The organism is Streptosporangium sp. NPDC001681 (assembly GCF_040298085.1).
Taxonomy (GTDB): Bacteria; Actinomycetota; Actinomycetes; order Streptosporangiales; family Streptosporangiaceae; genus Streptosporangium.
Map to the genome: position 1 here is coordinate 1 of NZ_JBEOZN010000028.1, position 25,473 is coordinate 25,473.

Below are 25,473 nucleotides of genomic sequence, written 5' to 3' on the forward strand. Positions count from 1 at the left end.
CCCTCCCGGCCCGGGGCGGTTTTGCCGGGGCCCCCGCATGGTCTCCCGGGGGGGCTAAAGACGCCACACCCCGCGATGGGCCCCCCCCGCCCGCGGGCCCCCCTTCTGTGTGGCGGTGGAGGTGGGATTTGAACCCACGGATAGGTTGCCCCATCACACGCTTTCGAGGCGTGCGCCCTCGGCCACTAGGCGACTCCACCGCGGAGCAGCCTACCGGATAACCGCTATTGCTCGCGCATCCGGCGAGCAGTGAAGAACTCGGTGAGAACCGCCGCGCAGTCATCGGCCAGGACACCTCGCAGCACCTCGGGCCGATGGTTGAGGCGGCGGTCCCTGAGCACGTCCCAGAGCGACCCCGCCGCTCCGCCCTTGGGATCGACGGCGCCGTAGACGACGCGATCGACCCGGGCGAGCACGGCGGCTCCCGCGCACATGGTGCAGGGCTCCAGGGTGACCACCAACGTGCAGCCGGTCAGCCGCCACCGCCCACACGCCTTCGCGGCCTGCCTCAGGGCGAGCATCTCGGCGTGTGCGGTGGGGTCGGCCGAGGCCTCCCTGTCGTTTCCCGCACGCCCCAGCACGGAGCCGTCCGGGCCGACGACCACCGCACCGACGGGCACCTCGCCGCGGGCTCCGGCTTCGGCGGCCTGCGCCAGGGCGAGCCTCATCTCCCCGACGTAGTCCGTCAACGCAACCGGTCGAGCTCGTCGGCGAAGGCCAGCCGCTCGGCGATCACCGAGAGCGTGTCCCCGGGGAGCGCGCCCTCCTCCATGCTGAGCTCGACGAGCTCGTCGGAACTCAGCCCGAGGTCGTCCAGCAACTCGAAGTCGCCCGCCGGCCGCACGCCCAGGTCGGGTGTGTCCTTGTCGACCGCCACCCCGGCAAGCTCGGCGAAGAGCTCACCGAGGCCGTCGGAGAGCCCCGCGTGGGCGTCGGACAGGAAGGTGCGTGGCTCCAGGTCGCCCTGGTATCGGACGATCGCGAACCATTCGTCCTCCACCTCCACACACAGAAGAGCAAGCTCGTCGCCGTTGAGCCCCAGATGCTCCTGAACGGCGTCGCCGAGATCGTCGACGATCTCGGCCTCACTGAGGTCGACCTCCGCGCCTTTCCAACCGTCCGGCGTACGGACGAAGGCCGCGGAGAAAACACTGTTACGGGGTGGTCTGGAGGGCATGGCCGATCTCCCGAGGTCAGCCGAACACAGAGTCGATGGCGCGTTCGAACGGCTCGGAGAATCCCAGCCGCGCGGCGATGCTGGACAGGACGTCCTCCGGCAGGAGGTCGATGTCGCCAGAAAGGATGCCGAGCTCCATCTCGTCGAGCCCCAGGTCCGCGAAGATCGACAGGTCCCCCGCGGGGAGCGCCGTCTCCTCGTCCTGAAGAATCGCGTCGAGTTCGTCCTCGTCGGGAACCGGCACGTCCAGGTATTCCAGCGCCTGCCGGGCGAGCGGGAAATCCCAGGACGCGGCGATGTCGGACAGGAAGACCTCGACCCTCTCGCCGAACACCCGTAGCGCCACGAAGAACTCATCCCCAACGGCGACCAGGCCAATCGTGCCGTTCATGCTCGGCTGCTGGCGCAGGGCGTGGATGAGGCCGTCGAGGTCGGAGGTGAGTGCCACGGGGAGCGTCTCCGCCTCCCAGCCGTCGTCCTCACGGTAGATCACGATGGCAAAGTCCAGCGAGTCTTCGTCTGACATGGCCATCCCCACCGAATGCTTTCTCTACGGAGGTCAATGCTTTCAGAAGCGGGACACGGAGGTGGGCCTCTCCGACCAAATTGTGATCAAATCCGAGTGAGCGGGTGATGTCGAACAGGTGCCGCCCGCCCTCCCCCGGCTTATCGCCTGCCGAGTGCCCAGGATATCTTTGGCCACCATGGAAACCCTGGTCGTCGACCATCCCCTGGTGGCCCACAAGCTGACCGTGCTGCGGGACGCCGGCACGGACTCCCCCACTTTCCGGCGTCTCGCCGACGAGTTGGTGACCCTGCTGGCCTACGAGGCGACCAGGCACGTCCGCGTCACCGAGTGGTCGGTGCAGACGCCCGTGGCTCTCGCCAAGGGCGTGCGGCTGGCACAGCCCTGCCCGCTGGTGGTCCCGATCCTGCGCGCGGGACTGGGGATGCTGGAGGGCATGACCCGGCTACTGCCCACGGCCGAGGTCGGTTTCCTCGGGATGATCCGCAACGAGTCCACGCTCCAGGCGGAGACCTATGCCACCCGGCTACCCGACGACCTCTCCGGCCGTCAGGTCTACGTGGTGGACCCGATGCTGGCCACCGGCGGCACCCTCGCCGCCGCGATCCAGTTCCTCTTCGACCGGGGCGCCGACGACGTGACCGCGCTCTGCCTGCTGGCCGCCCCCGAGGGCATCGCCCACATGGACGAGGTCTTCAACGGCAGCGGCAAGCCGATCCGCCTGGTGACCGCGGCCCTGGACGAGCGTCTGAACGAGCACGGCTACATCGTCCCCGGGCTGGGCGACGCCGGAGACCGCCTCTACGGCGTCGTCTGAGCACTCTCCCCGGCATCGCCGCCGGCCCGAAGGTTCCGGGATTTCAGAGCCATCCTTTTCCCTTGAAGGATGGTTCTTCTACTCGCCGACCGTTACACAACGCGGTCGAGTGGGTACGAAGAGTCGCGAAGACATCTCTTCTGTGTCCCCGGTCCGCCGAGGCCGCGGGCGCACACCAGGGAGAACCATGAGCGAGCGAATCATCCCGGACACCGAACCCGACCCTTACGCGGACTTCAGCGCCGCGCTCAGGGACGAGTTCTCCGAGATCCATCCGGCGACCACGGTGACCCGCTGCATAGAGGCGGCTCACTACGGAGCGCTGGAGGTCGTCGGCCACGCCCATCCGACGCTGGTCGAGCGGATCGCCCGCAAGCACCTCGAGGTCCTCGCACTGGTCGCGAGCGAACGCGGGTGACGGGTCATGAGGGGCGCGGATGTCCGGGGGGTGTGCCCCACGGGGCCCTCGCGCAGGATCCTCGCGACGCGTACGAGACCGAATGAGCCGATGCGCTTTACCGCGGCATGGCCCTGGGTAATGTATATGGCGGGTGCAGTGGGTGAGTGGTAGTGGGAGGCCAACGTGCAGGTCAAGAAAGTCCTATCGTATAGCGCTGTCGGTTTTGTGGCGTTTTTCCTGTTCACCCGACCAGGTGACGCAGCCAACGCCGTAAGGGGTGCCATGGACACGGTTTACACGGCGGCCGATTCTCTGGCCCAATTCGTCTCACATCTGTCATGAGGCTCGTGACCCACGGGGACTCCGCCCCCTCGTCGGTCAACCGCTACCTACTCCCCCACGAACACCAGGTCATCATGGTGCGGCGCCACCCGGCCGTGCTGCTTCGCGCGGTCGCCGAGGTTTTCGGCGGCCTGATCCTCGCCGGACTGCTGAGCAAGTGGTTCGGCGACCAGGGCGGCGGTGGCGTGCTCGTCATCGTCTGGTGGGCCTGGCTGCTGTTGTTGATCCGCTTCGTCTGGAAGGTCGCGGAGTGGTCGGTCGACTACTTCGTCGTCACCTCCAAGCGCATGCTGCTCACCACCGGCTTGATCACCCGCAAGGTCGACATGATGCCGCTCGGCAAAGTGACCGACATGAGCTTCCAGCGCTCGATCCTCGGCCGCATGCTGGGCTACGGCGAGTTCGTTCTGGAGTCGGCCGGTCAGGACCAGGCTCTGTCGAGGGTCAATTACATTCCATACCCGGAGACCCTCTACCTGGAGGTCTGCCAGATGCTCTTCCCAGGGGGCAATGATTCGGATGATTAGCGCCTTATGTCCATATTGACAGCAATGACATAGTGGCTGCCCACACTCCCCGGTGAGGATTTTTCACGCGGGGTTACCCGATTCGACTGCTTCATGCAATCATGGCGGGAACATTGACCATCCCCCGCCCTGAGAGATCAGATGCCGAGTCAGGGAACCATCGGTGACCGCGTCCGCGGACTGCGACTGAGTAGGCGCATGTCCCAGGCCCAGCTGGCAGGGCCCGACCTTTCCGACAGCTACGTCTCCCTCATCGAGTCCGGCAAGCGGACGCCGACCCCCGTGGTCGCCCGCCTGCTGGCCGAGCGACTGGGGTGCACCACCGAGTTCCTGCTGCACGGGATCGAGCCGCGCCAGCGCATCGACACCGAGCTTGGCCTGCGCCACGCGGAGTTGGAGCTTCTGCACGGCGACCCGTCCGTCGCGGCGGACCGTTTCGGTGAGATCGTCAAGGTCGCCGGCGAGGAGAACGCGATGCTGGCCGCGCACGCGCGACTCGGCCGCGCACGCGCACTGGAGGCCCAGGGCAGGGTCGGTCCGGCCTTGGAGGCGTTCGAGCGACTCCGCCGTGAGGCGGCCGCCCACCCCGAGCGCCTGGCCGACCTGCCGCTGACGGTGGCGCTGAGCCGCTGCTACCAGCGTGCCGGAGACACCCCTCGCTCGCGCGACCTGGCCGCCCACGCGCTCAGCGAGGTCAACCGGCTCCCCCTGTCGCAGGGCGAGATCGCCGTCGAACTGGCCGCCTCCCTGATGGAGACCGAAACCCCCCGCGGGCCCGGCTCGCAGGGCATGTCCTACGTCCGGCACGTCCTGTCGACCAATGGCGTCCCCACCGCGGTCAACCGCACCGCGGAGATCCACGCCCTCTGGCGAGCGAGTGTCGCGGCCTCCGGCAGAGAGGACTCGGCGCTGGCCGTCCGCCTCGCCGACGACGCGATCGCGACCGGGCGCCCGGCGCGGATGGCGTCGCAGCTCGCCCTCATCGCGATGGACTGGGCACGTCTCGCCGCCTCCACGGGCGGCGAGTCACTCGACGAGGCCCACAAGCTCGCGACCAGCGCCGGCAAGGTCTTCGCGGCGTTCCCCGAGCGTATCCACGAGCACATCAGGAGCATCGTCGTGCTCGCCCAGGTCCGGCTGGCGACCGGCGACGCTCAGGGCGCGGCGGATCTGGCCGGAACCGCCCTCGACATGCCGGGCGGCCAGGCGGGCGCCATCGGGGCGACCGCGCAGCTGGTTCTCGCCCGGACCGCGCTGGCCCGCGGCCGGAGCGACGTCACGGCCGCCCTGGACACCGCCAAGCGGCTGCTGAACGGCGTCCGGTACGAGCTCTCCGGCCCTGACCGGGGGACCGCGCGGGTCTGGCGTGACCTCGGAGACCTGTACGGCCAGGTCGGTGCGCGTGATGACCAGGCCAGCGCGTATCGTAGGGCTCTCGAAACCGCTGGGGTGCGCGACGCGCTGGTGGGCGTGACCGTCGACTCGGCTCTGGTCCGGTAAGACCGGTTTCGCTAAGGGAGTTCCAGATTTGTTTTCGCACCTCTGGAATAACTAGGGTCTACCAGTCATTGATTCATAGGATGATTGGTTTCTCCGGAGGAGGCGGACGGTGAGTCTGCGTACGGCGCAGCGAGCATCCCTCGTCGACCAAGTGATCGATCAACTCAAGGAGCAGATCACTTCTAACTCCTGGCAGATGCACGCGAAGATTCCTACCGAGACCGTACTCGCCGAACAACTCGGGGTCGGTCGCAACACCGTGCGCGAGGCGGTGCGGGCGCTCACACACGCCGGCCTGCTGGAGTGTCGCCAGGGTGACGGGACGTACGTTCGCGCCACGAGCGAGCTCTCCGGGGCCATGCTGCGGCGGCTACGCTCCGCCGAACAGCTTGAGATCCTGGAGGTGCGGCGTGCGCTGGAGGTGGAGGCCGCCAGGCTCGCCGCGACCAGACGCACCGATGCCGACATCGCCGCGATCGAGGCGGCGCTGACCGAGCGGGACAACGCCTGGGAACTGGGCGAACCCAACGCGTTCGTCGAGGCCGACCTGGCCTTCCACATCGCGGTGGTCCGTGCCACCCACAACCTGGTGCTGACCGAGCTTTACGAGGACTTCTCAGCGGCGCTGCGCGCCAGCATCACCGCCGCGGGCACCTCGCTGAGCAGCACCCTGAACACCACCTACATCCCGCACGACGCCATCGCCCGCGCCATCGCGGCCGGTGACGCCGCCGCCGCCGAACACGCGGGACACGCGTGCATGGAGCACATCCTGATCGCCCTGACCGAGGAACAGGAACTCTCCGCCTGACCCCTCCTTCCCATGACCTCTCACAGTGCGGGGCCGCACTGTGAGAGGACCCCTGGGCAGCGAGACGGCCGACGCGGGAAACGTCCCGGCTCCGTGCCCAGGGCCCCGGTGCGCCGGGCATGGAGGCGTTCAGGTCAGGCGCAGGGACATCACCAGGTAGCGGAAGGCGGGGTCGGCATCGCCGGGAACCTCGGTGATGAGAGCCGGGCGGCTCGGCGACTCCATGTTGAGCCGGACGAACTCGGTCTCGACACCGTTCAGGCCGTCGAGCAGGAAGTGGGACTGGAAGGCGATCTGGATGTCGTCACCGGACAACTCGGCGTCGACGACCTCGGTGCCGCGGCCGATGTCACCGCCACCCGCCTGGATGAGAACCTGCCCCTGGCCGAAGGAGAGCCGGATCGGGGTGTTGCGCTCGGCGACCAGCGCGACCCGCTTGATCGCGTCGACGAACGGGGCCACCCGCAGGTCGGCCCGGATCGACCAGTCGTCGGTCAGCCGCGCGCGGTAGTCGATGAACTGCTCGTCGAGCAGGCGGACGGTGGTGGCCCTGCCCACGCTCTCGAAGCCGGCGATGCCCTCACCCAGCGCCACGGAGACCTCGCCGCCGCGCAACGATCTGGCCACCTCGACGAGCACCCGCGCGGGCACCATGGCGGCGGCCGCGGTGCCCGGCCGCTCGGGGCGCCAGCCGAACTCCCTGGCCGCGATGCGGTAGCGATCGGTGGCGGCCAGGGTCACGTCGTCGCCGGAGATGTCGACCCGGATGCCGGTCAACATGGGGAGGGTCTCGTCGCGGCTGGCCGCCGGAGCCACCTGGCCGACCGCGGTCGCGAAGATCCCGCCGCCCACGGCGCCGATCTTGGGGGGCATCTCGGGGAGGGAGGGGAAATCCTCAACCGGCATGGTCAACAGGCCGAACTCCGCGCTGCCGCAGGTCAGAACCGCCTCGGAACCGCTGCCGACGACCTCCACCACGTCGCCGGGCAGGCTGCGGGTGATCTCCGCGAGAATCCGGCCCGGAATCAGTGCCCTGCCGGGCTCCGCCACGACAGCCTCGATCGAGACGCGGGCGGAGACGTCGTAGTCGAAGACCGACAGCACGAGATCGTCCCCGTCGGCCTCCAGAAGCAGCCCGGAGAGCACGGGAATGGCCGGTCGGTTCGGCAGCACCCGGGCCACCCAGGCCACCGCGTCGGCCAGGACATCACGGTTAACCCGGAACTTCACCTGATCATCCCTTCGTCCTGAACAGCACCGCCACGTGCGGAAACCGTCCTTCAGCACGTTATCCGCTAGGACCGACAGAACAGGGTCCGGGCCTGGGAAAGTCAGCCCCGGGCCGCGTTGAGATAGGTCAGGACGGCGAGCACGCGGCGGTTGTCGTCATCGGAGGGGACAAGGTCAAGCTTGGCGAAGATACTCGCCGTGTGCTTGCCCACCGCGCTCTCGCTGAGGAACAGGCGCTGGGAGATGGCCGCGTTGGAGCGGCCCTCGGCCATCAGCTCCAGCACCTCGCGCTCGCGCGGGGTCAGCGCGCCGAGCGGCTGGTGACGGACGGTGCTGGCCAGCAGCTTGGCGATCACCTCCGGGTCCATCGCGGTGCCTCCCGCGGCGACCCGGCGGACCCCGTCGACGAACTGTTCGGCGTTGAAGACCCGGTCCTTGAGGAGGTAACCGACCGCCCCCGAGCCGTCGGCCAGCAGTTCGCGCGCGTACAGCTGCTCGACATGCTGGGACAGGACGAGCACCGGCAGGCCGGGGACGGCCCTGCGCGCTGCCAGCGCCGCCTGGAGCCCCTCGTCGGTGAACGTGGGCGGGAGGCGCACGTCGACCACCGCCACGTCGGGCCGGAGCTCGATCAGCGCCTTCAGCAGCTCGGGTCCGGATTCCACCGCCGCCACGACCTCGAAGTCGTGCGCCTGGAGCAGGTGGACCAGACCGTCCCGCAGGAGGTAGAGGTCCTCGGCGATGACGACTCTAAGGCTCATCGGCCCAACCATAGGCGGGCCGGCACGACCTCCGCCAGCCGGCGCCGGCTGGAGTGCATGGCGGGGATGATCATGCCCGCGGCGTACATGGAGAGGCCCAGAGCGATGTTGAAGACGATCAGCGGCCACTGCAGGGGCTCAGGCAGGTAGAGCGCGAGGAACCAGCTGAGGTGCTCGGTGTCGATGATCTTCATGACCATCGTCACCAGCCCCTGCGGGAAGAGCGGTAGCCAGCCGAGCCCCCAGCAGATCCCGACGATGACGGCCTTCCCCCGAGGGAGCGGCGTGCTGTCCCGGCGCTTCTCGGCGAGCGCGTTGGGCAGGTCGAACGTGGCGGTCGTCGGGCCACCGCGCGGACTGCTGACCGCGAGCACCCCGTCGAAGGCCGCCAGCCTGCGCTCGATGCCTCGCAGGCCACTGCCCAGCGACGGGTCGGCGCCTCCCGCGCCGTCGTCGGTGACCACGACGCGCAGCGCGTGGTCATGGCTGCTGATGTCGATCGACACCCGCTCGGCGCCACCGTGGCGGGCCGCGTTGGTGAGGAGCTCGCTGATCGAGAAGTAGGCGGCCGACTCGACGGGCGAGTCCGGGCGGGCGTCCAGGTCCACGGTGACCGTGACCTTCAGTGGACTGTCCAGCGCCAGGGCGCGCACCGCGTCACCGAGGCCGCGCTCGGCCAGGACCGGTGGATGGATGCCCCTGACCAGGTCACGCAACTCGACGAGCGCCGTGGAGGAGGCCTCCCTGACCTTGCCGAGCAGGGCCTTGGCGGCCGCCGGGTCCTTGTCCATCAGTTCCTCGACCGCGCCCAGCGTCATGCCCATCGCGACAAGCCTCGCCTGCGCACCGTCATGCAGGTCGCGCTCGATCCGCCGCAGCTCGGACGCCTGGGAGTCGACCGTCGCCAGGCGCGCCTGGTCGAGCCGCTGGACCCGCCCCGCGAGCACGGACTTGGCCGTGGGGGAGAGCAACAGGTGGTTCCACCAGGCGTACCCCCGCAGCAGGTGGGGCAGCGCGATCAGCGCGACCACGGCGGCGCCCCCCAGGATCGAGGGCACGACCGCCGGCACCGCGGACCGCGACGCCAGGACGGCGCCTGTGGCCAGGGTGAGGGGGAGCAGCAACAGAGCGGCCGCGACCACCGGGTTGAGGAACAGCCAGAGCCCGTCCCGCCAGGTGGCCGGGTCGCCGAACATCCACTTCCAGCGGTTGTTCCAGTCGGGCCAGCGTGGTGTCTTGTAGAGCTGGCGCTCGTGGCGGTACCACCCGTCGGGCTGGGGTCGCGTCGGCAGCGGCGGCGGCAGGTAGGGAACCGGCACCGCGGTCCCGAGCCACGTGCCGGTCAACCTCCTGGCGAACGCCGTTCGGTACCTGATCAGCCGGGCCGTCGGAGGGAACACAAAGATCATCCCCAATCCGAACGTCAGCAGGAACGCGAACAGGGTCAGTGCCACCAGGGCGATGTCCACCAGTGCCATCGCCCCCAGGGCCAGTGCCTTGCCGACCGCCACCGCGTACGTCTTCATGTGTCAAGTCTCGATGATGTCTCCGGATGTGCCCAGTGGTGGCGGACGCCGACCGGGGGTGGAGGTAGCCACACCCCTGCCGGGTGCCTGGCCCGCCCCCACCTGGGGGCCAGGTGGATTCTCCCCGCGCGGCGCGACTCCTAGCGTCGGTTGGCATGAAGGTCATCGAGGTCAGCAACCTCCGCAAGCAGTACCGAGACCAACTGGTGGTGGACGACGTCTCGTTCACCGTCGAAGAGGGCGAGATCTTCGGCGTTCTCGGCCCCAACGGTGCCGGCAAGACGACCACCGTGGAGTGCGTCGCCGGCCTGCGCGTCCCCGACTCCGGGACCGTCAGCGTGCTCGGCGGCCTCACCGGCACCGAGCTCAGGGAACAGCTGGGCGTCCAGCTGCAGAGTTCCACGCTGCCGGGGAAGCTCAAAGTGTGGGAGGCGCTCGACCTGTACGCGTCCTTCTACCGGACCCCCGCGGACTGGGTCGAGCTGCTGGAACGGGTCGGGCTCGCCGATAAGCACGACACTCCCTACGGGAAGCTCTCCGGCGGCCAGCAGCAGCGGCTCTCGATCGCGCTGGCCCTGGTCGGCAACCCGCGCGTGGCGATCCTGGACGAGCTGACCACGGGCCTGGACCCGCAGGCCCGCAGGGACACCTGGGAGCTCATCGAGCGGGTGCGCGATGACGGTGTGACGATCCTGCTGGTCACCCACTTCATGGAGGAGGCCGAGCGGCTCTGCGACCGGCTCGCGCTGATCGACTCCGGTCGGCTGGTCGCGCTGGACAGCCCGTCGGGCCTGATCGCCAAGGTCGGCGGGCAGCAGACCGTCAGGTTCCGGCCCTCCCAGCCGTTCGACGACTCGGTGCTCAAGGCACTGCCCGAGGTCACCGAGATGAGGCGGAGCGGCGGGCAGATCACGGTCACCGGTACCGGTGACCTGCTGCTCGCGATCACGACCGCCCTGTCCGCCGCCCATGTCGTACCCGCCGACCTGCGCGTGGAGCAGGCCAATCTCGACGACGCCTTCCTAGGCCTCACCGGAAAGAAGCTTTCCTGATGAACAAGATGATCCTGACCGAGCTCAAGCTCTTCCTGCGGGACCCCGCCGGCCCGATCTTCGCGATACTGCTCCCCCTCGTGCTCCTGCTCGGGCTGGGCAGCACCGCCGGACTTCAGGAGACCCCTCCCGAGATGGGCGGGGAGCGGATCATCGACACTCACTTTCCCACCATGATGGTGATCCTGGCCGTGGTGACGATGGCACTGACCACCCTGCCGGCGGCGCTGGTGAGCTACCGGGAGAGCGGCGTGCTGCGCCGGATGTCCACCACCCCGGTCAACCCGGTCCGGTTGCTGGTCGCCCAGGTCGTGAACAACCTCGCGGTGGCGATCATCGCCACCGTCCTCCTGATCGGCCTCGGTGGCCTCGTCCTCGGCCTGACCCCGCCCAGGAACCTCCTGGCCTTCGCCGGGGTGTTCGTGCTCGGCACGGCCTCGATGTTCGGCCTGGGGCTGCTGATCTCCGCCTTGGCGCCCAGCGCGAAGTCCGCGCCGGGCATCGGCTCGCTGCTGATGTTCCCGCTGCTGTTCATGTCCGGGATGTGGGTTCCCAGGGAGTTCATGCCGGACCTGGTGCGGCAGATCGGCGACTTCCTGCCGATGGCGCCGTTCGCCACGGCGCTCCGCGACACGTGGGCGGGGCACGCGCCACAGCCGCTGCACCTGGTGGTGGTGGCGGTGACCCTGCTGGTCACGGGTGGACTGGCCACCCGACTGTTTCGGTGGGAGTAGCGGACAGGGTGTGATCACGATCCGCCGTGGACCGTCCCTCGCGTGGGGCAGGGACGGGCCACGGCTTGTTTCCGTCTTCTTTCCCGGGAAGAGTTCGACATACTGGGCGGCGGGATGCTGATATGTCACCCTTGAGTGATGCTGATCCTGGCGCACGTAAGTGACGTCCACATCGACGGTTCCCCCCGCAGCATCGACAGGACCCGATCCGTCATGCGGCACCTGGAGAACCTTTCCGGCCCGCTGGACGCGGTCGTGGTGACCGGCGACATCGCCGACAACGGCCTGATCCAGGAGTACGAGATCGCGCGCGAGTTGCTGACCACACGCCATCCGACGATCATCTGTCCAGGCAACCACGATGCCCGTTCGGCGTTCCGCAAGGTCATGCTCGACGAGGACGGCGACGGGCCGGTCAACCAGGTTCTCCGGCTCGACGGGCTCACCGTCGCGCTGTGCGACTCCAGCGTCCCCGGCCGGCCGGAGGGTTTCCTGGAGGACGAGACGACCGCCTGGCTGCGGGACGTGCTCGCCGAGAGCCCGGACACCCCGGCCATCATCGGTATGCACCACCCGCCGGTGTCGCTGGGCATCCCGTACGTGGACGCGATCCGGCTACGGAACCCGGAGCGGCTGGAGGAGATCGTGCGGCAGTACCCGCAGGTGGCGGCCGTCATCGTCGGCCACGCCCACACCGCGGCGAGTACCACCTTCGCCGGCCTGCCGCTCTCGGTCGCTCCCGGCGTCGTCTCGACGCTGCTGCTCAACCAGGAACTCGACATCCCGGTCCCGGTCGACTACGACCTGCCGCCACAGATCGCCATCCACGTCTTCGACGACGGCCGCCTCGTCACCCACGTCCGCCCGGTCCTCTGACCTCGCCTCGGCCCGAGTTCCAGGAGGGGGCCGGCATCGCCATGGCCACCGCACCGTTCTCCGCGGCGCTTGCCCCGGTCACCCGGGACACGGCCGCGACCGCGGCGGACGCCTACTTCGCGGCCCCCCTGCTACCGCTCAGTTCCGCCCGTACGGGCCTGGGTTCCTCACCCGTGCGGAGGTCGTAGGCGTCGCGGGCGGCCATGATCTCGGGCATGTGCTCCTCGGACCAGCTCTTGATGCCCTCCATCAGCGTGACCACGCTGTGGCCCAGCGCGCTGAGCTCGTACTCCACCCGGGGCGGGATCGTCGGGTAGACGGTGCGGATCACCATCCCGTCGCGTTCCATGTTCCGCAACGACTGGGTGAGGCTCTTCTGGGTGATCCCGTCGAGCCTGCGGCGCAGCACACCGAACCGGACCGGGCCGTCCCGCAGGGCGTCCACCAGCAGGCAGGTCCACTTGTTGGCAATCGCCTCCAGCACCTTCCGCGAGCCGCACTCCCGGAGGTAGGCGTCGACGGCGCCACGTTCTCGCAGGCCAGAAATAGTTTCCACAAGGTACCTATATATCTCAAAGGTGCCTTCTTACCAAGGGATACCGGTGTCGCGGACGATTGATCTCGACGAACTTCCCCGCAGAGGAGATCACGATGCGTGCCATCACCCAGTCCGCCTTCGGTGACCCGTCCGTACTCGGCACCGCCCAGGTCGACCGGCCTGAACCGGATCACGGGCAGGTCCTGATCAGGGTCGGGGCCGCCGGGGTCAATCCGGTCGACGGGGCCGTCCGCTCCGGCGCCTACCCGCTGCTCGGCTCGCCGCCCTTCGTTCTCGGCTGGGACGTCGCGGGCACCGTCGAGTCCACCGGACCCGGCGTGTCCGCGTTCGCCCCCGGTGACGAGGTGCTTGGCCTGCTCGCCTTCCCCGGTGCCGGCAACGCCTACGCCGACTACGTGCTCGCCTCGCCCAACGAGATCGTCCACAGACCGGCCACCCTGTCCGTGGAGGAGGCGGGCGGACTCCCGCTGGCCGGCCTGACCGCCTGGCAGGCACTGGTCGGCATCGCCCGCCTCGGTGAGGGGGAGCGGGTGCTCGTCCACGCCGCCGCCGGAGGGGTCGGCCATCTCGCCGTCCAGATCGCCGCGTCCCGGGGGGCGCACGTCACCGGTACCGCTCGGACCGCCAAGCACGACTTCCTGCGCGAGCTCGGCGCGGACACGCTGATCGACCACACCGTCGCCGACTTCGTCACCGAGACCGAGCCGGTGGACGTGGTGTTCGACCTGGTGGGCGGCGATTACGGAGAGCGTTCCGCCGCCGTGCTCAAGCCCGGCGGCGTGCTCGTCGGCGCGGTCGGGGGCAACCTGGGCATCACCGGGGAACGCGCGGCCGAGCTGGGGATGCGGCTCGCGGTGGTGAACGTGCGTCCCTCGGCGGCCGACCTGTCGCGGCTGGTGGCCCTGGCGGAGTCGGGCCGGCTCAGGGTCCACGTGGACCAGGCGCTGCCGCTGACCGAGGTGGCCAAGGCGCACGAGCTCCTGTCGACCCGCCGCACCACCGGAAAGATCGTCCTGATCCCCTGATCCCCGTGACGGTCCGGTCATGGGCACCGGGCCGAGGTCGCCAAGACGGTGTGTCGGCCTTTTCCCAAAAGGGATGCCACAACGATGCGTTCGCTGCCCTTTCCTTCTGTACCGGCAGGTTCGTGGAGGTAGTTGGATAGTGGCCATGACGCCGCATCCGGATCTCCTGCGAGTGCTCGGCGAGGTGCGCGTGCTCCTCGCCCAGCCCGGCAACGACTTCGCCTGGTCCTCCTGGGAGAACGCGGACGCGGCTCTGGCGGAGATCGACGCCGCGATCGCCCGGATCGGCACGGACGGCCGGCTCCCGCCCGAGCTCGTGACACTGTTCGCACCGACCGGGCAGATCCAGGAGGTCGCGAACTCCAGCGGCTGGGACGACGCGTTTCTCGTGCTGGCCGACCGCTTCGATGCCGCGCTGGAGTAGGGCGTCGACACGGCCGGCTCCTGCGGACTCGGTACCGTCCTTGCCGCGGACATGGGGCCGGGCGACGGGGGTGAGGTCCTTTCACGGCTTGACGGCGATCGCCTCCGCACCGTGCCGGATCCGGACGCGCCTGTCGCAGTTCCTCGACACAAGCCGCTGACCTGCACTTTCTCCCGTTTGTGGCCGGTAACGGGTTTCCTGGCGACGCCCCGAGTGGTTCTTCGAAAGCGGGCGGTCGTCTCCCGGGCGCGGGGAGTTCGTGGCTACGCCGAGGAGATCGAGGTCAGGTAGAGGGTCACGATCGTCTGACCCTCCTCGGCGTCGAAGACGTCGAACGCTCGCACCGTGCCCTGCTGCAGGGTGTCGGTCAGGATCCTCTGCGGGTGGTCGACGGCATGGCGCAGCACCACCGGATAGCGCCCGTCACGGCCACCCACTCCGATCGAGAACTGATCGTCCTTGGGGTCGTACTCCAGGTAGGCCAGCGGTAGCTTCTCGGCCCCCAGCAGGTCCCCGAAGTCCTTGCTCATCACTTCGATCGTCACCTCGGCGCCCTCGTAGTTGCGCGTCATGGTGTCGAAGAACTCACGCCACTCCTCACGCACGAGTTCCGACCGCTGCTGGTTCATGTGATGGCTCCCTCCCGCTCAAAGCCCGTAGGCCGCGTGGTCTCCATCCTTGGCGATCCCGAGACCATGCCACATCACCCGATCGAGTAGGAATCCCCCCGTCGGGGCAGCAGCATCCCGAACGCCATACGGCCGCGGCTCCCGGTCTTGACCGTGCCGCCGTACCCGGTGACACCGGTCTTGACGGCACCCCGTAGCAGCGCCGGCGGTCACGGTGCCGCTCACACGCTCTCATCTGTGAGACTCCCGAACTTGACTGTCCTGCCCCTGTTCGCCTGGGGCGTGGAGGGCTGCAGGAGAATGGCGGGCGTGAGGTTCGGCGCCGTTGTGAGGCCGCTGGTGAGCGGGGCGACCTATCGGCAGGGGGTCCACCTGCTGCTCGGCGGGGTGCTGCTGCTGCCGTACGTCCTGGTGGCGGTCCTGTTCGCGCGGATGTTCACCGTGCCGGACGCGCCTTACGGACTGCTGCTGCTCGTGCTCGCCCTCGCGGTCGTGATCGGCGTGGTGCCGCCGTTCCTGCGTGGCACGAGGGCACTGGAGATCGCGGCCGCGCGTGCCCTGCTCGGCGTCGCGCTTCCGGATCCGACCGGGACGGCGGAGTCCGGACGGGAGGCGTGGGAGACCCGCCTGCGGGCGGCCCTGTGGTTCGCCGTTCACCTGGTCGCGGGCGGGGTCGTCGCGCTGCTGATCCTCATTCCCCTGGTGATGGGCGTGACGTTCGTCGTCCAGTGGTTCGGCATCACGGGAGGCGCGCTGGACGGGCTGCGAATCGGGCCGCTGGACGAGCACGACACCGGGTGGCTGTCGCTGCTCGGCGTGGCCACGCTCGCCGGGGTCCTGTACGCCGTGGCGGGGCTCGGGGCGCTGGCGGCCGTCATGGCGCCGGTGCTGCTCGGCCCCTCGCCGGCCGAACGCATCGCGGCGCTGGAGGCGCGGGCGGCCCGCCTCGCCGAACGCAACCGGCTGGCCCGCGAGCTGCACGACTCCATCGGGCACGCGCTGACCGTGACGATGCTGCAGGCGTCCGCCACGCTGCACCTCCTGGACACCGACCTGGAGTTCGCCCGCGGCGCGCTCCAGGCGATCGAGGAGACCGGGCGAGCCGCGACGGAAGACCTCGACCGGGTGCTCGGCATGCTGCGCGAAGACGAGCGGGCCGACGAGCTGGGCCGGCGGCGAGCCGCTCGGGGGGCCGACGAGCGAGCCGGTGCGCGGGTCGGCGGGGCGCCGCGGCACGGGCTGGGTGACCTGGACAGGCTGGTGGCGCATTCGCGCGGAACCGGCGTCGAGGTGGACACCGAGATCGAGGGCTCGGTGGACGACCTGCCCGCCCTGGTGTCCCGGGAGGGATACCGCATCATCCAGGAGAGCCTGACGAACGTGCTCCGGCACGCGGGGCCGGTTCCGGTCGCGCTGCGCGTCGCCGTGACCGGGCCTACGCTGACGATCGAGGTGTCCAATCCCGTAGCCGCCTCCCGTCCACGGCGCGAGGGCGGGCGCGGGCTGGAGGGCATACGCGAACGCGTCACGCTGCTCGGCGGCACGATGACGGCAGGCCCCGACGGCGCCCACTGGCGCGTCTCGGTTCGACTGCCGGCACTGGAGGGAGAGGCATCGTGACGCCCCCAGCGGGGGAGGCGCGTATCGTGACGGCGGTCCGGATATGGTCACTGCTTGCGGAGAGGGAGGGGCCGTGACGATTCGGGTGGCGATCGTCGACGACGAGGAGCTGATCCGGGTGGGGCTCCGGGTGATCATCGACGCGCAGTCCGATCTGGAGGTCGTCGGGGAGGCCGCCGACGGTGCCGAGGTGCTGGCGATGGTGGCCCGCACCCGGCCCGACGTGCTCCTCATGGACGTGCGGATGCCCGCGATCGACGGCATCGAGGCGACGCGCCGACTGCTCGGCGCGTCGAGCGAGCCGCCACGCGTGCTGGTGATCACGACCTTCGAGAACGACGACCACGTGTACGAGGCGCTGCGCGCGGGCGCCGCCGGGTTCATCCTCAAGCGCACCCGGCCGCCGGAGGTCGTGGAGGCGGTGCGGGTGGTGGCACGCGGGGAGTCCCTGGTGTTCCCGGCGGCGATCCGGCGCCTGGCCGGCGCGTACGGCCTCGGCGGGATCGACGGGCCGGCCGCCGACCGGCTCCGCCGTGCCCGCCTGACCGAGCGCGAGGAGGAGGTCCTGCGCCTGATGGCCACCGGCCTGTCCAACGCCGAGATCGCCGCGCGGCTGGTGGTGGGGGCCGAGACGGTCAAGACCCACGTCGGCAACGTGCTTGCCAAGCTCGGAGCCCGCGACCGGACCCAGGCCGTGATCGCCGCCTACGAGTCCGGTTTCGTCAGCCCGGTCGGCTGACCGTCACTCCGGACCTTCCCGCTGGCCCGGAATGTGCTCGTCGTCCGGGATCTGCCCACTGTCCCGGGACGTGCCTGCCACTTCGTGCTTCCGGGAGTGCTCCTGGGCGCCCGGCCCCGTGGGGTGCCCAGGAGCAGGACGGTGGCGACCGGCCCGGCGTCAGGTGGGGATGGACCGCATGGTCGGCATGGCCCGCTCAGCCCTGCCTTCCGCAGGTGCCGCAGGCGCCGCGCCGCCGCACCCGGTACCCGTAGGTGGCGACCGCGAGCGCGACACCCCATAGCGGCCACAGCGCGTGCGTGGCGGCCAGGACCGGGCTGTAGCCCGTGAGATGCCCGCTCTCGGGGGAGAAGATCATCCCGAGGCCCCCGGAGATCACGATGGGGACCACGTACGCCGCCGGGATCACCGCGAGCCTGATCGGGACGCGGCGGCCGGCCAGGCCGATCATCCAACGAGGGAAGACCTCGCCCCAGCGCTGGATGAGCCCGAGGGTGAGGATCGCGCCGGCGACCGCGAACGTCCCGAGACCGGCGCCGGCCCACACAGCGCCACTGTCCCACAGGTCGCGCAGCATCTCGTCGCTGATGCCGAGCGGTACGCCCGCCAGCCAGGCGTAGCGGCTCACGGAGTAGAGCAGGGGGATGACGACGGCGACGATGGCGGCCCGGCGGCCCCACGCGGCGATCCGCAAGCGGTCGGCGCCCGAGAAGTCGCGGCCGCGCCCACAGCGGGCGCAAGCGCCCCGGCTGCGGCGCTGCCAGGAGAGCACGGTGCAGGCGGCGAGGAATCCACCCAGCATGCACCACACCTGGTTGCCCAGCGACCAGGTGAACACGGTCCCGTAGTCGATCCCCCGCGGCCAGCCGAAGGGGGCGCCGAGAATGAGCATGGGCGCGTACCCGGTGAGGGCCAGGACGTTCACGGTCGGTACGAGGACCAGCAGGGCGGCGGCGACGGTCCAGCCGAAGCCGAGCAGAAGGGCCCGGCCCGCCCGCGACGGCCGCACCGCGTGCGGACCGGCCATGGCGAGGCAGGCGACCGCGGTGGCGAGCAGGACCACCGCGAAGAGGGGCGCGCCGACCTCGGGCGGCAGGTCCCGCAGTGGCCCCGCCCGGCCTTGCGGGTCGTTGCGCCCGAACGGGAATCCGCTGCCGGTGATGGTCCAGACGAGCGCGACGACACCGTAGACGGCGGCCCAGATCGCCGCGGCGTAGCCGATCCATCCCGAACCGGTGCCCGGTGATCCGGCGATGGCCGATGTCTCGGCAGTGGGGGCGGGTGCGGTGGCGGCCTGGTGCCGCGTCGGCGTCGCCGGGTCCCCGACGGGCCCGCCGGCCGGGGTGAAGGGGGAGGATGACAAGGTGCCCTCTTGGTGAGAAGTGCGTGGAATCTCGCACTCCCATGCTCGTCCTGGCCGTGCCCGGACGACTCCCCCCGCGATGGGAACCCGGTCCCCCGCACGGGGGATCCGCAGCCCCGCGAGCGCACGCCACCCGCGCCGGTATGACCGAGTTGCGGCCAGTCCGTCATGCAGGAATCCGACCAGGCCGATGTGACAGTCGGCCATCCCCATAGCGGGCTCGCGAGCTCGGAGTGGCTGGGCCGGGAGCGGACGGTGTCTGCTTTCCTGAGACGAGATACCGTCTCAGCATGCTGGCCAACTGGCCGGACAGTGGCCTTGGCCAATGAGAACCGGCCAAGAGCGGTGAGATCCTGCAGGTCCGCCTAGTGGGGGGCCATGTCGACGAAGCGGCTGTAGTGGCCCTGAAAGGCCACGGTGACCGTGGCGGTGGGGCCATTACGGTGCTTGGCCACGATCAGGTCGGCCTCACCGGCCCTGGGCGACTCTCGCTCGTAGGCGTCCTCCCGGTGGAGCAGGATGACCATGTCGGCATCTTGCTCGATGCTTCCGGATTCGCGCAGGTCGCTGACCATGGGCCTTTTGTCGGTTCGCTGCTCGGGGCCACGGTTGAGCTGGGAGATCGCGATCACCGGGACCTCCAGCTCCTTGGCGAGCAGCTTGATGGCCCGGGAGATCTCCGAGACCTCGTTCTGGCGGCTCTCGGTCTTCTTCGGCGAGGACATCAGCTGCAGGTAGTCGATGATGACGAACCGCAGGTCGTTGCGTTGCTTGAGACGGCGGCACTTGGCCCTGATCTCCATCATCGACATGTTGGGCGAGTCGTCGATGAACAGCGGCGCCTCGGCTACCTCGCCCATCCGCCGGGCCAGCTTGGCCCAGTCGTCGTCGGTCATCGTGCCCGAGCGCATGGCGTGCAGTGCCACCCGTGCCTCGGCCGACAGCAGGCGCATCGTGATCTCGTTACGGGACATTTCCAACGAGAACACCACAGTCGTCATGCCGTGCTTGATAGCGGCAGATCTGGCGAAATCTAGCCCCAGAGTCGACTTACCGATGGCCGGACGGGCGGCCACGACGATCATCTGGCCGGGGTGCAGGCCGTTGGTGAGCGAGTCGAGGTCCTGGAATCCGGTGGGGACACCGACCATCTGGCCACCCCGGCCCCCGATGGCCTCCAGCTCGTCGAGGGCGCCCGGCATGATGTCGGCCAGGGGGATGTAGTCCTCGGAGGTGCGGCGCTCGGTGACCTTGTAGATCTCCGCCTGGGCGCGGTCGACGAGGTCGTCGACCTCCTCGTCCTGGCCACCGTAGCCGTAGGAGACGATGCGGGTGCCCGCCTCGATCAGGCGGCGGAGGATGGCCTGCTCCCGGACGATCCTCGCGTAGTAACCGGCGTTGGCCGCGGTCGGCACGACGGCGGTCAGCGTGTGCAGGTAGGCCCCGCCGCCGACCCGGGCGACCTCGCCTCGCTTCTGCAGCTCATCGAAGATGGTGACGGCGTCGGCGGGGTCACCCCGGCCGTAGAGGTCGGTGATGATGTCGTAGATGATCTGGTGGGCGGGCCGGTAGAAGTCATCGGATCGCAGGATCTCGACCACGTCGGCGATGGCGTCCTTGGAGAGCAGCATGCCACCCAGGACGGACTGCTCGGCCTCGATGTTGTTCGGCGGGGTGCGCTCGAAACCTGGCTCGAAGACCGGTGGCTCTGCGATGCTCACCGAACACCCCCTCTTTCGAACACAGTTACGCTATCTCTATTTTTAGCCGACCGGTGTGACAGTTTCGCGGCTCGGCGCCCCGACTGGCAACGCGGGCTGTCGACAGAGGTGTGGATAAGCTGTGCACTTCTTCCCCAGAGGTGTGGGCAGCCTGGGGACAGTCCTGTGGATAACTGTTGTCCACAGCTGTGGATACCTTTTTGACCAGCGGAAACGTAATCCACCGCCTGTGGAGAAAAGAAAGTTGGGGCGACACGCCGGGAGTCGCCTTAGATGTCATGAGCCGACCGGTTGATCCTGCCGAAGATCCACCGAGAGGTAAGAGACACAATGGACCTGTGACTCTTACGCCTCGATCCGGCCGCTCCGGTCGCGACCATGACAGGCAGATCCTGCGGCTGGCACTGCCCTCGTTCGGCGCCCTGGTGGCCGAGCCGCTCTTCCTGCTGACGGACACCGTCATCGTCAGCCGCCTGCCCGCCCCCGCGCTCGGCGCCCTGGGGGTGGCGAGCACGGTGCTGAGCTTCCTGGTGGGGATGTGCGTGTTCCTGGCCTACGGCACGACAGCGGCGGTGGCCAGGCAGATCGGGGCGGGCGAGACCGGGCGGGCACTGCGGCAGGCGGTGGACGGCCTCTGGCTGGCCGCCGGGGTGGGATTGGCGATCATCGTGGTCGTCTGGCCCCTGGCCCCCTGGCTGATCCACCTGATCGGCGCCGAGGGAGAGCTCGCCCGGCAGGCGGTCACCTACCTGCGGATCAGCCTGCTCGGCGTTCCCGCCATGCTGGTGGTACTCGCGGGCACGGGCGTGCTACGCGGCATGCAGGACGCCTCGACTCCGCTGCTGGTGTCGGTGGGCTCCTTCGCGTTGAACGCGGTGCTCAACGTCGTGTTCGTCCTGGGACTGGGCTGGGGGATCGCCGGCTCGGCCTGGGGCACGGTGCTGGCCCAGGCGCTCGCCGCCGCCGTCTACCTCGTCCTGATCTTCGTCCGTTACCGTGCGCCGTTCCGCCCGGACCCGGCGGGCGTGCGGGCGGCGGGCTCGGCCGGGATCGCCCTGATCATCCGTACGGCGTGCCTGCAGACGGTGCTGGCCGTCTCCGCCACGGTGGCCACCCGGATGGGAACGGACCAGATCGAGGCGTACACCGTCGCCATCAGGATCTGGATCCTGATGGCGTTCGCCCTGGACGCGATCGCGATCGCCGGACAGGCGATCACCGGTCGCGCCCTGGGTGCCGGCGACGTGGCGGGAACTCGCGCGGCGACCTGGAGGATGGTGATCTGGGGAGTCGGCTCCGGCGTGCTGCTCGGCCTCGCCGTGCTGGTGGCCAGGCCGTTCATCCCCGGTCTGTTCGACGCGAGCCCGGTCGTCGCCGCGGAGCTGCTCGACCTGCTCTGGGTGGTGGCCGCCCTGCAGCCGATCGCCGGGGTGGTGTTCGTGCTGGACGGTGTGTTGATCGGTGCCGGGGACCAGCGCTACCTCGCCTGGGCGGGGGTGTGGACGACGATCGCCTACCTGCCCGCCGCGTTACTGGTGGACTTCTGGGGCGGTGGCCTGGTGACGCTCTGGCTGGCGTTCGGGCTGTGGATGACCGCCCGGCTGATCACCCTTTCGACGCGCGCGTACGGCCCGGCGTGGCTGGTGGTCGGCGGCTGAGCGGGCGGGTAATCCGGGCGTGACACTGTGGTGTCCACGACGTGACCGGATAGCACTTGTCCCAGGTGACCCCCCTGCGGCACTGTGAAACAAGTCCGACAATAAGGGTATTTAGCCCACCACGATTGGCCAGGTCGTGCCCGAAGGTCCTCCCCCGTCGATCGTGCGCCGCATGCCTCCGAGCCATGCCACAGACCGGTGGACCGGTGCGCGCCACGGCCTGCCCATGGCCTATCGCAGAGCCGACCTCGTCGTCCTCGGTATCGGCGTCATGATCGGTGCGGGCATCTTCAGCCTCGCCGGCCGCCAGGCGGCGACCATGGCCGGGCCTGGCGTGATCCTCTCCTTCATGATCGCGGGAATCACCAGCCTGCTGGTGGCCTTCTGCGTCGCCGAACTGTCCTCCGCCATGCCTGCCTCTGGCAGCGCCTACACCTTCAGCTACGTCATCTTCGGCGAGGTCTGGGCCTGGGTGGTGGGCTGGGCTCTGGTCATGGAACTCCTGCTGGCCGCGGCGACGGTGGCCCGCGCGTGGTCGCTCTACGCCGCACAGATGCTCACCGACTTCGGGGTACGCCTTCCCGACGTGGTCGCGGGGATGGTCGGCCGGCACACGGGCTTCGATCTTTTCACGCTGTTCATCCTGGTGATCCTGACGGCCGTGGTGGCCCTGGGCGCCCGCGTCGGACTGCGCGCCCTGTGGATCATCGTGATCGCCAAGCTGCTGGCCGTCGGCGCGGTCATCGTGGTCGGCGCCCTCCACTTCGACCGGCGCAACCTGGCGGCCATCCCGGTGCCGGCGGTGCCCGCGGAGAAGGCCGAGGAGGCCCTGCACTCCCCGCTGCTCGGCATCGTCTTCGGCCAGACGGGCGCCTTCGGCTGGTTCGGCATCTTCGCGGCCTCGGCGGTCATCACCTTCGCGTACATCGGCTTCGACGTCGTGGCCACCGCCGCCGAGGAGGCCGAGGACGCCCCGCGCTCGATCCCGCAGGGCATCATCCGCGCGCTGGTGATCACCACGGTCATCTACATCGCGGTCGCGCTGGTGATGGTCGGGATGACCCCGTACGACAAGATCGACACCGCCGCGCCACTCGCCAACGCCTTCCGCGACGCCGGCGAGGGCTTCATGGTGCACGTCATCAACATCGGGGCGGTGCTCGGCCTCACCACGGTCGTCCTGGTGCTGCTCGTCGGCCTGACCCGCGTGCTGTTCTCCATGGCGCGCGACGGGTTGATCCCCCGCTCACTCTCCAAGATCAACCGTAGATACCACAGCCCGACGAGGGCCACGCTGGTCATCGGATTCCTGGCGATCCTGCTGGCCGAGTTCGTGGACGTGTTCACGCTCGAACCGCTGGTCGTGATCGGTACCCTGTTCGTGTTCATCTCCGTGGCCGGCGGAGTGATCAGGATGCGGCAGACGATGCCGGACCTGCCCAGAGGCTTTCGCACCCCGCTCTCTCCCGGCGTGCCGATCGCCTCGATCGCCGCCTGCCTGTGGCTCATGGTGAACCTCCAGCTCATCACCTGGCTGTACTTCATCATCTGGATGGCCTTCGGCGTGCTGGTCTACCTGGTGTACGGCAGGCGCAACAGCGTGCTCGCCAGGATGGCGCAGTCCGTCCCCGAGGCTCCCGCCCCCTCCGCGGGGCCGCCAGGGCCTCCGGGGCCTCCCGGCCCTCCGGAAGGTCCCGGCGGCCCCGGCACCGGGTCCCGCGGCAGGCACCGGCGCTGAGGTCTCCGCGAGCGTCTGGAGCGCGGGGCCCCGTCCTTCGAAAATCCGGCCTCCCCGAACCGGAGGACGTCAAAGGCGCCGGGCGTCGCTCACGCTCTGCACGAACTCCCTGGTACGGGCCTCGCGGGGAGCGGTGAAGATCTGCTCGGGGGTGCCGCGCTCCAGGAGCACGCCACCGTCGAGGAAACAGACGGTGTCGGCGATCTCGCGGCAGAAACCCATCTCATGCGTGGTCAGGACCATGGTCATGCCACCCTCCTTGAGCTCCCGGATGATCCCGAGCACCTCCTTGACCAGCGCCGGGTCCAGCGCCGAGGTGACCTCGTCCAGCAGCATCAGGCGGGGCTGGGTGGCCAGGGCCCTGATGATGGCGACGCGCTGCTGCTGGCCGCCGGAGAGCTGATCCGGGTAGGCGCCCGCCCTGTCCGCCAGGCCGAACCTGTCCAGCAGGTCACGGGCCTGTTGCTCGGCCTGCCTTCTGCCCACGCCGTGCGCCTTCCGCGGGGCCAGCGTGATGTTGTCCAGCACGGTCATGTGCGGGAACAGGTTGAAGGCCTGGAACACGATGCCCATGCGCTTGCGCACGTCGTTGAGATCGGCGCGGGCGTCGGTGATCTCCTCGCCGTCCAGGCGGATCGTGCCGTCGTCGGCGGTCTCCAGCAGGTTCACGCAGCGCAGCAGCGTGGACTTGCCCGATCCCGAGGCACCGATCAGGCAGACCACCTCGTGCGGGTCGACCTCCAGGTCGATACCGCGCAGCACGCTGTGGCCCCGGTAGTTCTTCCACAGGCCCTCGATGCTCAGCAGGCTCATGTCCCCTCCTTTCCGCCGGTTTCCCGCTGCCCGCTCACTGGCTCCGCCGCCTCTGCGAGCGGATCGCCAGATAGTCGGTGAAGCGGGCCATCGGAATGGTGAGCAGGATGAACAGCAGCGCCGCCACCAGGTAGGGGGTGTAGTTGAAGTTGCCGGCCACGTGGATCTGCGCCTGCCTCAGCGCCTCCAGCGGGCCGATCGTGGCGACGAGCGCGGTGTCCTTCTGCAGCGAGACGAAGTCGTTGAGCAGCGGCGGCACCACCCGGCGCACGGCCTGCGGCACCACCACGTGGCGCATGGTCTGGCCGTGGCTCAGGCCGAGGGACCGGGCGGCGGCCCGCTGGCTGGGATGCACCGACTCGATACCCGCCCGGAAGACCTCCGCCACGTACGCTCCGTACGAGAGCGTGAGTGCGATGATGCCCAGTGTCGCGAGGTCCGTCGGAGTGCCCTGCAGGCCGAGCGCGGGCAGCCCGAAGCCGACGAGATAGATGATGAGGATCGTGGGCACGCCGCGGAAGACGTCGGTGTAGATCACCGCCAGGGCGCGCAGCGGGAAGAAGACCGGCGCCGTGAGGTTGCGGGCCAGCGCGACCAGCAGACCCACGAGAAGGATCAGCGGCTCGGCGATCAGGAAGATCTTGATGTTGAGCAGGAACCCGCTCAGCACGTCCGGCAGCGCCTTGACGAACTGCTCGGGATCGAAGAACGTGTCCCGCACCCGGGGCCAGCCGGGGGAGGCGGTGAAGAGCCAGAACAGCAGGACGATCACGATGATCGTCGAGACCGTCGCGACGGAGCCCGAGCGGAGAGACGACCTCCTGCGGAGCCGCTCCCGCTCAAGCTGCCGCTCGCTCTTCGTCCAGTCGTCGGAGAGCCGCAGGCTCTCGTCGCTCCTCATCGAG

Annotated in this window: 26 protein-coding genes and 1 tRNA gene; 14 read left to right on the forward strand and 13 right to left on the reverse strand. The window is 69.4% G+C overall.

Annotated features, from left to right (window positions below):
• Nucleotides 1-110 precede the first annotated feature (110 nt).
• From ABT130_RS15365 to ABT130_RS15380, 4 genes are all read right to left on the reverse strand, one after another.
• Nucleotides 111-200 (reverse strand) — tRNA-Ser (locus ABT130_RS15365).
• A 24-nt stretch (nt 201-224) separates the two neighbouring features.
• Complete coding sequence (tadA, locus tag ABT130_RS15370) at nt 225-668, reverse strand: tRNA adenosine(34) deaminase TadA (RefSeq protein ID WP_350914202.1); 444 nt, start codon at nt 666-668, stop codon at nt 225-227.
• Nucleotides 669-685: 17 nt separating this feature from the next.
• Nucleotides 686-1,177 (reverse strand): tRNA adenosine deaminase-associated protein, encoded by a 492-nt coding sequence (locus tag ABT130_RS15375; RefSeq protein WP_350955986.1) that lies wholly within the window; start codon nt 1,175-1,177, stop codon nt 686-688.
• A gap of 16 nt (nt 1,178-1,193) precedes the next feature.
• Nucleotides 1,194-1,703 (reverse strand): tRNA adenosine deaminase-associated protein, encoded by a 510-nt coding sequence (locus ABT130_RS15380; protein ID WP_350913624.1) that lies wholly within the window; start codon nt 1,701-1,703, stop codon nt 1,194-1,196.
• Nucleotides 1,704-1,881: 178 nt separating this feature from the next.
• On the opposite strand from ABT130_RS15380, the gene upp reads away from it, so the two are divergent.
• The 5 genes from upp (at nt 1,882) to ABT130_RS15405 (ending at nt 6,100) form a co-directional block, all read left to right on the forward strand.
• A complete protein-coding gene (gene upp / locus ABT130_RS15385; protein ID WP_350955987.1) occupies nt 1,882-2,520 on the forward strand; it encodes a uracil phosphoribosyltransferase in 639 nt (212 codons plus the stop codon).
• Nucleotides 2,521-2,707: 187 nt separating this feature from the next.
• A complete protein-coding gene (locus ABT130_RS15390; RefSeq protein ID WP_350913628.1) occupies nt 2,708-2,938 on the forward strand; it encodes a hypothetical protein in 231 nt (76 codons plus the stop codon).
• Nucleotides 2,939-3,258: 320 nt separating this feature from the next.
• Nucleotides 3,259-3,789, forward strand: a complete 531-nt coding sequence (locus ABT130_RS15395; RefSeq protein WP_030919774.1) for a PH domain-containing protein — start codon at nt 3,259-3,261, stop codon at nt 3,787-3,789.
• A gap of 141 nt (nt 3,790-3,930) precedes the next feature.
• The gene (locus ABT130_RS15400) at nt 3,931-5,289 is read left to right on the forward strand and encodes a helix-turn-helix domain-containing protein (protein ID WP_350913630.1); all 1,359 of its coding nucleotides are present in this window, start codon (nt 3,931-3,933) and stop codon (nt 5,287-5,289) included.
• A gap of 109 nt (nt 5,290-5,398) precedes the next feature.
• Nucleotides 5,399-6,100 carry a FadR/GntR family transcriptional regulator gene (locus ABT130_RS15405; protein WP_350913632.1) on the forward strand — a complete coding sequence of 234 codons (702 nt, stop codon included), beginning with the start codon at nt 5,399-5,401 and terminating at the stop codon, nt 6,098-6,100.
• 129 nt (nt 6,101-6,229) lie between these two features.
• Here ABT130_RS15405 and dnaN read toward each other — a convergent pair whose 3' ends face one another.
• From dnaN to ABT130_RS15420, 3 genes are all read right to left on the reverse strand, one after another.
• On the reverse strand, nt 6,230-7,330 hold the full coding sequence (gene dnaN / locus ABT130_RS15410) for a DNA polymerase III subunit beta (RefSeq protein ID WP_350955989.1): 1,101 nt from the start codon (nt 7,328-7,330) through the stop codon (nt 6,230-6,232).
• A gap of 101 nt (nt 7,331-7,431) precedes the next feature.
• Complete coding sequence (locus tag ABT130_RS15415; protein WP_350913636.1) at nt 7,432-8,091, reverse strand: response regulator; 660 nt, start codon at nt 8,089-8,091, stop codon at nt 7,432-7,434.
• Complete coding sequence (locus ABT130_RS15420) at nt 8,088-9,617, reverse strand: sensor histidine kinase (RefSeq protein ID WP_350955991.1); 1,530 nt, start codon at nt 9,615-9,617, stop codon at nt 8,088-8,090. The genes ABT130_RS15415 and ABT130_RS15420 overlap by 4 nt, the downstream gene beginning before the upstream one ends.
• 155 nt (nt 9,618-9,772) lie before the next feature.
• Here ABT130_RS15420 and ABT130_RS15425 point away from each other — a divergent pair, with 155 nt between their 5' ends.
• The 3 genes from ABT130_RS15425 (at nt 9,773) to ABT130_RS15435 (ending at nt 12,279) form a co-directional block, all read left to right on the forward strand.
• Nucleotides 9,773-10,669, forward strand: a complete 897-nt coding sequence (locus tag ABT130_RS15425; RefSeq protein WP_350913639.1) for an ABC transporter ATP-binding protein — start codon at nt 9,773-9,775, stop codon at nt 10,667-10,669.
• Nucleotides 10,669-11,403, forward strand: a complete 735-nt coding sequence (locus tag ABT130_RS15430; RefSeq protein WP_350913641.1) for an ABC transporter permease — start codon at nt 10,669-10,671, stop codon at nt 11,401-11,403. The genes ABT130_RS15425 and ABT130_RS15430 overlap by 1 nt, the downstream gene beginning before the upstream one ends.
• Nucleotides 11,404-11,541: 138 nt before the next feature.
• The gene (locus tag ABT130_RS15435) at nt 11,542-12,279 is read left to right on the forward strand and encodes a phosphodiesterase (protein WP_350955993.1); all 738 of its coding nucleotides are present in this window, start codon (nt 11,542-11,544) and stop codon (nt 12,277-12,279) included.
• Between the two features lie 112 nt (nt 12,280-12,391).
• Here the strand turns inward: ABT130_RS15435 and ABT130_RS15440 are convergent, their stop codons facing one another.
• Entirely contained in the window at nt 12,392-12,835 is a 444-nt protein-coding gene (locus ABT130_RS15440) for a winged helix-turn-helix transcriptional regulator (protein ID WP_350955995.1), read from the reverse strand.
• A gap of 95 nt (nt 12,836-12,930) precedes the next feature.
• Between ABT130_RS15440 and ABT130_RS15445 the strand changes: the two genes are divergently transcribed.
• Together ABT130_RS15445 and ABT130_RS15450 are read left to right on the forward strand one after the other, a co-directional pair.
• Nucleotides 12,931-13,863: an NADP-dependent oxidoreductase gene (locus ABT130_RS15445; protein WP_350955997.1), complete on the forward strand. Its 933-nt coding sequence runs from the start codon at nt 12,931-12,933 to the stop codon at nt 13,861-13,863.
• A gap of 145 nt (nt 13,864-14,008) precedes the next feature.
• The gene (locus ABT130_RS15450) at nt 14,009-14,287 is read left to right on the forward strand and encodes a hypothetical protein (protein ID WP_350955999.1); all 279 of its coding nucleotides are present in this window, start codon (nt 14,009-14,011) and stop codon (nt 14,285-14,287) included.
• A 263-nt stretch (nt 14,288-14,550) separates the two neighbouring features.
• On the opposite strand, the gene ABT130_RS15455 is transcribed toward ABT130_RS15450, so the two are convergent.
• On the reverse strand, nt 14,551-14,916 hold the full coding sequence (locus ABT130_RS15455; RefSeq protein ID WP_350956001.1) for a DUF5335 family protein: 366 nt from the start codon (nt 14,914-14,916) through the stop codon (nt 14,551-14,553).
• 252 nt (nt 14,917-15,168) lie between these two features.
• Here ABT130_RS15455 and ABT130_RS15460 point away from each other — a divergent pair, with 252 nt between their 5' ends.
• Together ABT130_RS15460 and ABT130_RS15465 are read left to right on the forward strand one after the other, a co-directional pair.
• Nucleotides 15,169-16,536, forward strand: a complete 1,368-nt coding sequence (locus ABT130_RS15460) for a sensor histidine kinase (protein ID WP_350956003.1) — start codon at nt 15,169-15,171, stop codon at nt 16,534-16,536.
• Nucleotides 16,537-16,609: 73 nt separating this feature from the next.
• On the forward strand, nt 16,610-17,275 hold the full coding sequence (locus ABT130_RS15465) for a response regulator transcription factor (RefSeq protein ID WP_350956005.1): 666 nt from the start codon (nt 16,610-16,612) through the stop codon (nt 17,273-17,275).
• A 196-nt stretch (nt 17,276-17,471) separates the two neighbouring features.
• Here the strand turns inward: ABT130_RS15465 and ABT130_RS15470 are convergent, their stop codons facing one another.
• Both ABT130_RS15470 and dnaB read right to left on the reverse strand, forming a co-directional pair.
• On the reverse strand, nt 17,472-18,638 hold the full coding sequence (locus tag ABT130_RS15470; protein WP_350956006.1) for a hypothetical protein: 1,167 nt from the start codon (nt 18,636-18,638) through the stop codon (nt 17,472-17,474).
• Nucleotides 18,639-19,003: 365 nt separating this feature from the next.
• Entirely contained in the window at nt 19,004-20,359 is a 1,356-nt protein-coding gene (gene dnaB, locus ABT130_RS15475; protein ID WP_030919742.1) for a replicative DNA helicase, read from the reverse strand.
• 338 nt (nt 20,360-20,697) lie between these two features.
• On the opposite strand from dnaB, the gene ABT130_RS15480 reads away from it, so the two are divergent.
• Nucleotides 20,698-22,017 (forward strand): MATE family efflux transporter, encoded by a 1,320-nt coding sequence (locus ABT130_RS15480; RefSeq protein ID WP_350956008.1) that lies wholly within the window; start codon nt 20,698-20,700, stop codon nt 22,015-22,017.
• Between the two features lie 172 nt (nt 22,018-22,189).
• A complete protein-coding gene (locus ABT130_RS15485) occupies nt 22,190-23,755 on the forward strand; it encodes an APC family permease (protein ID WP_350956010.1) in 1,566 nt (521 codons plus the stop codon).
• A 69-nt stretch (nt 23,756-23,824) separates the two neighbouring features.
• Here the strand turns inward: ABT130_RS15485 and ABT130_RS15490 are convergent, their stop codons facing one another.
• Entirely contained in the window at nt 23,825-24,568 is a 744-nt protein-coding gene (locus tag ABT130_RS15490) for an amino acid ABC transporter ATP-binding protein (RefSeq protein WP_350913663.1), read from the reverse strand.
• A gap of 34 nt (nt 24,569-24,602) precedes the next feature.
• A complete protein-coding gene (locus ABT130_RS15495; RefSeq protein WP_350913665.1) occupies nt 24,603-25,469 on the reverse strand; it encodes an amino acid ABC transporter permease in 867 nt (288 codons plus the stop codon).
• Nucleotides 25,470-25,473 lie beyond the last annotated feature (4 nt).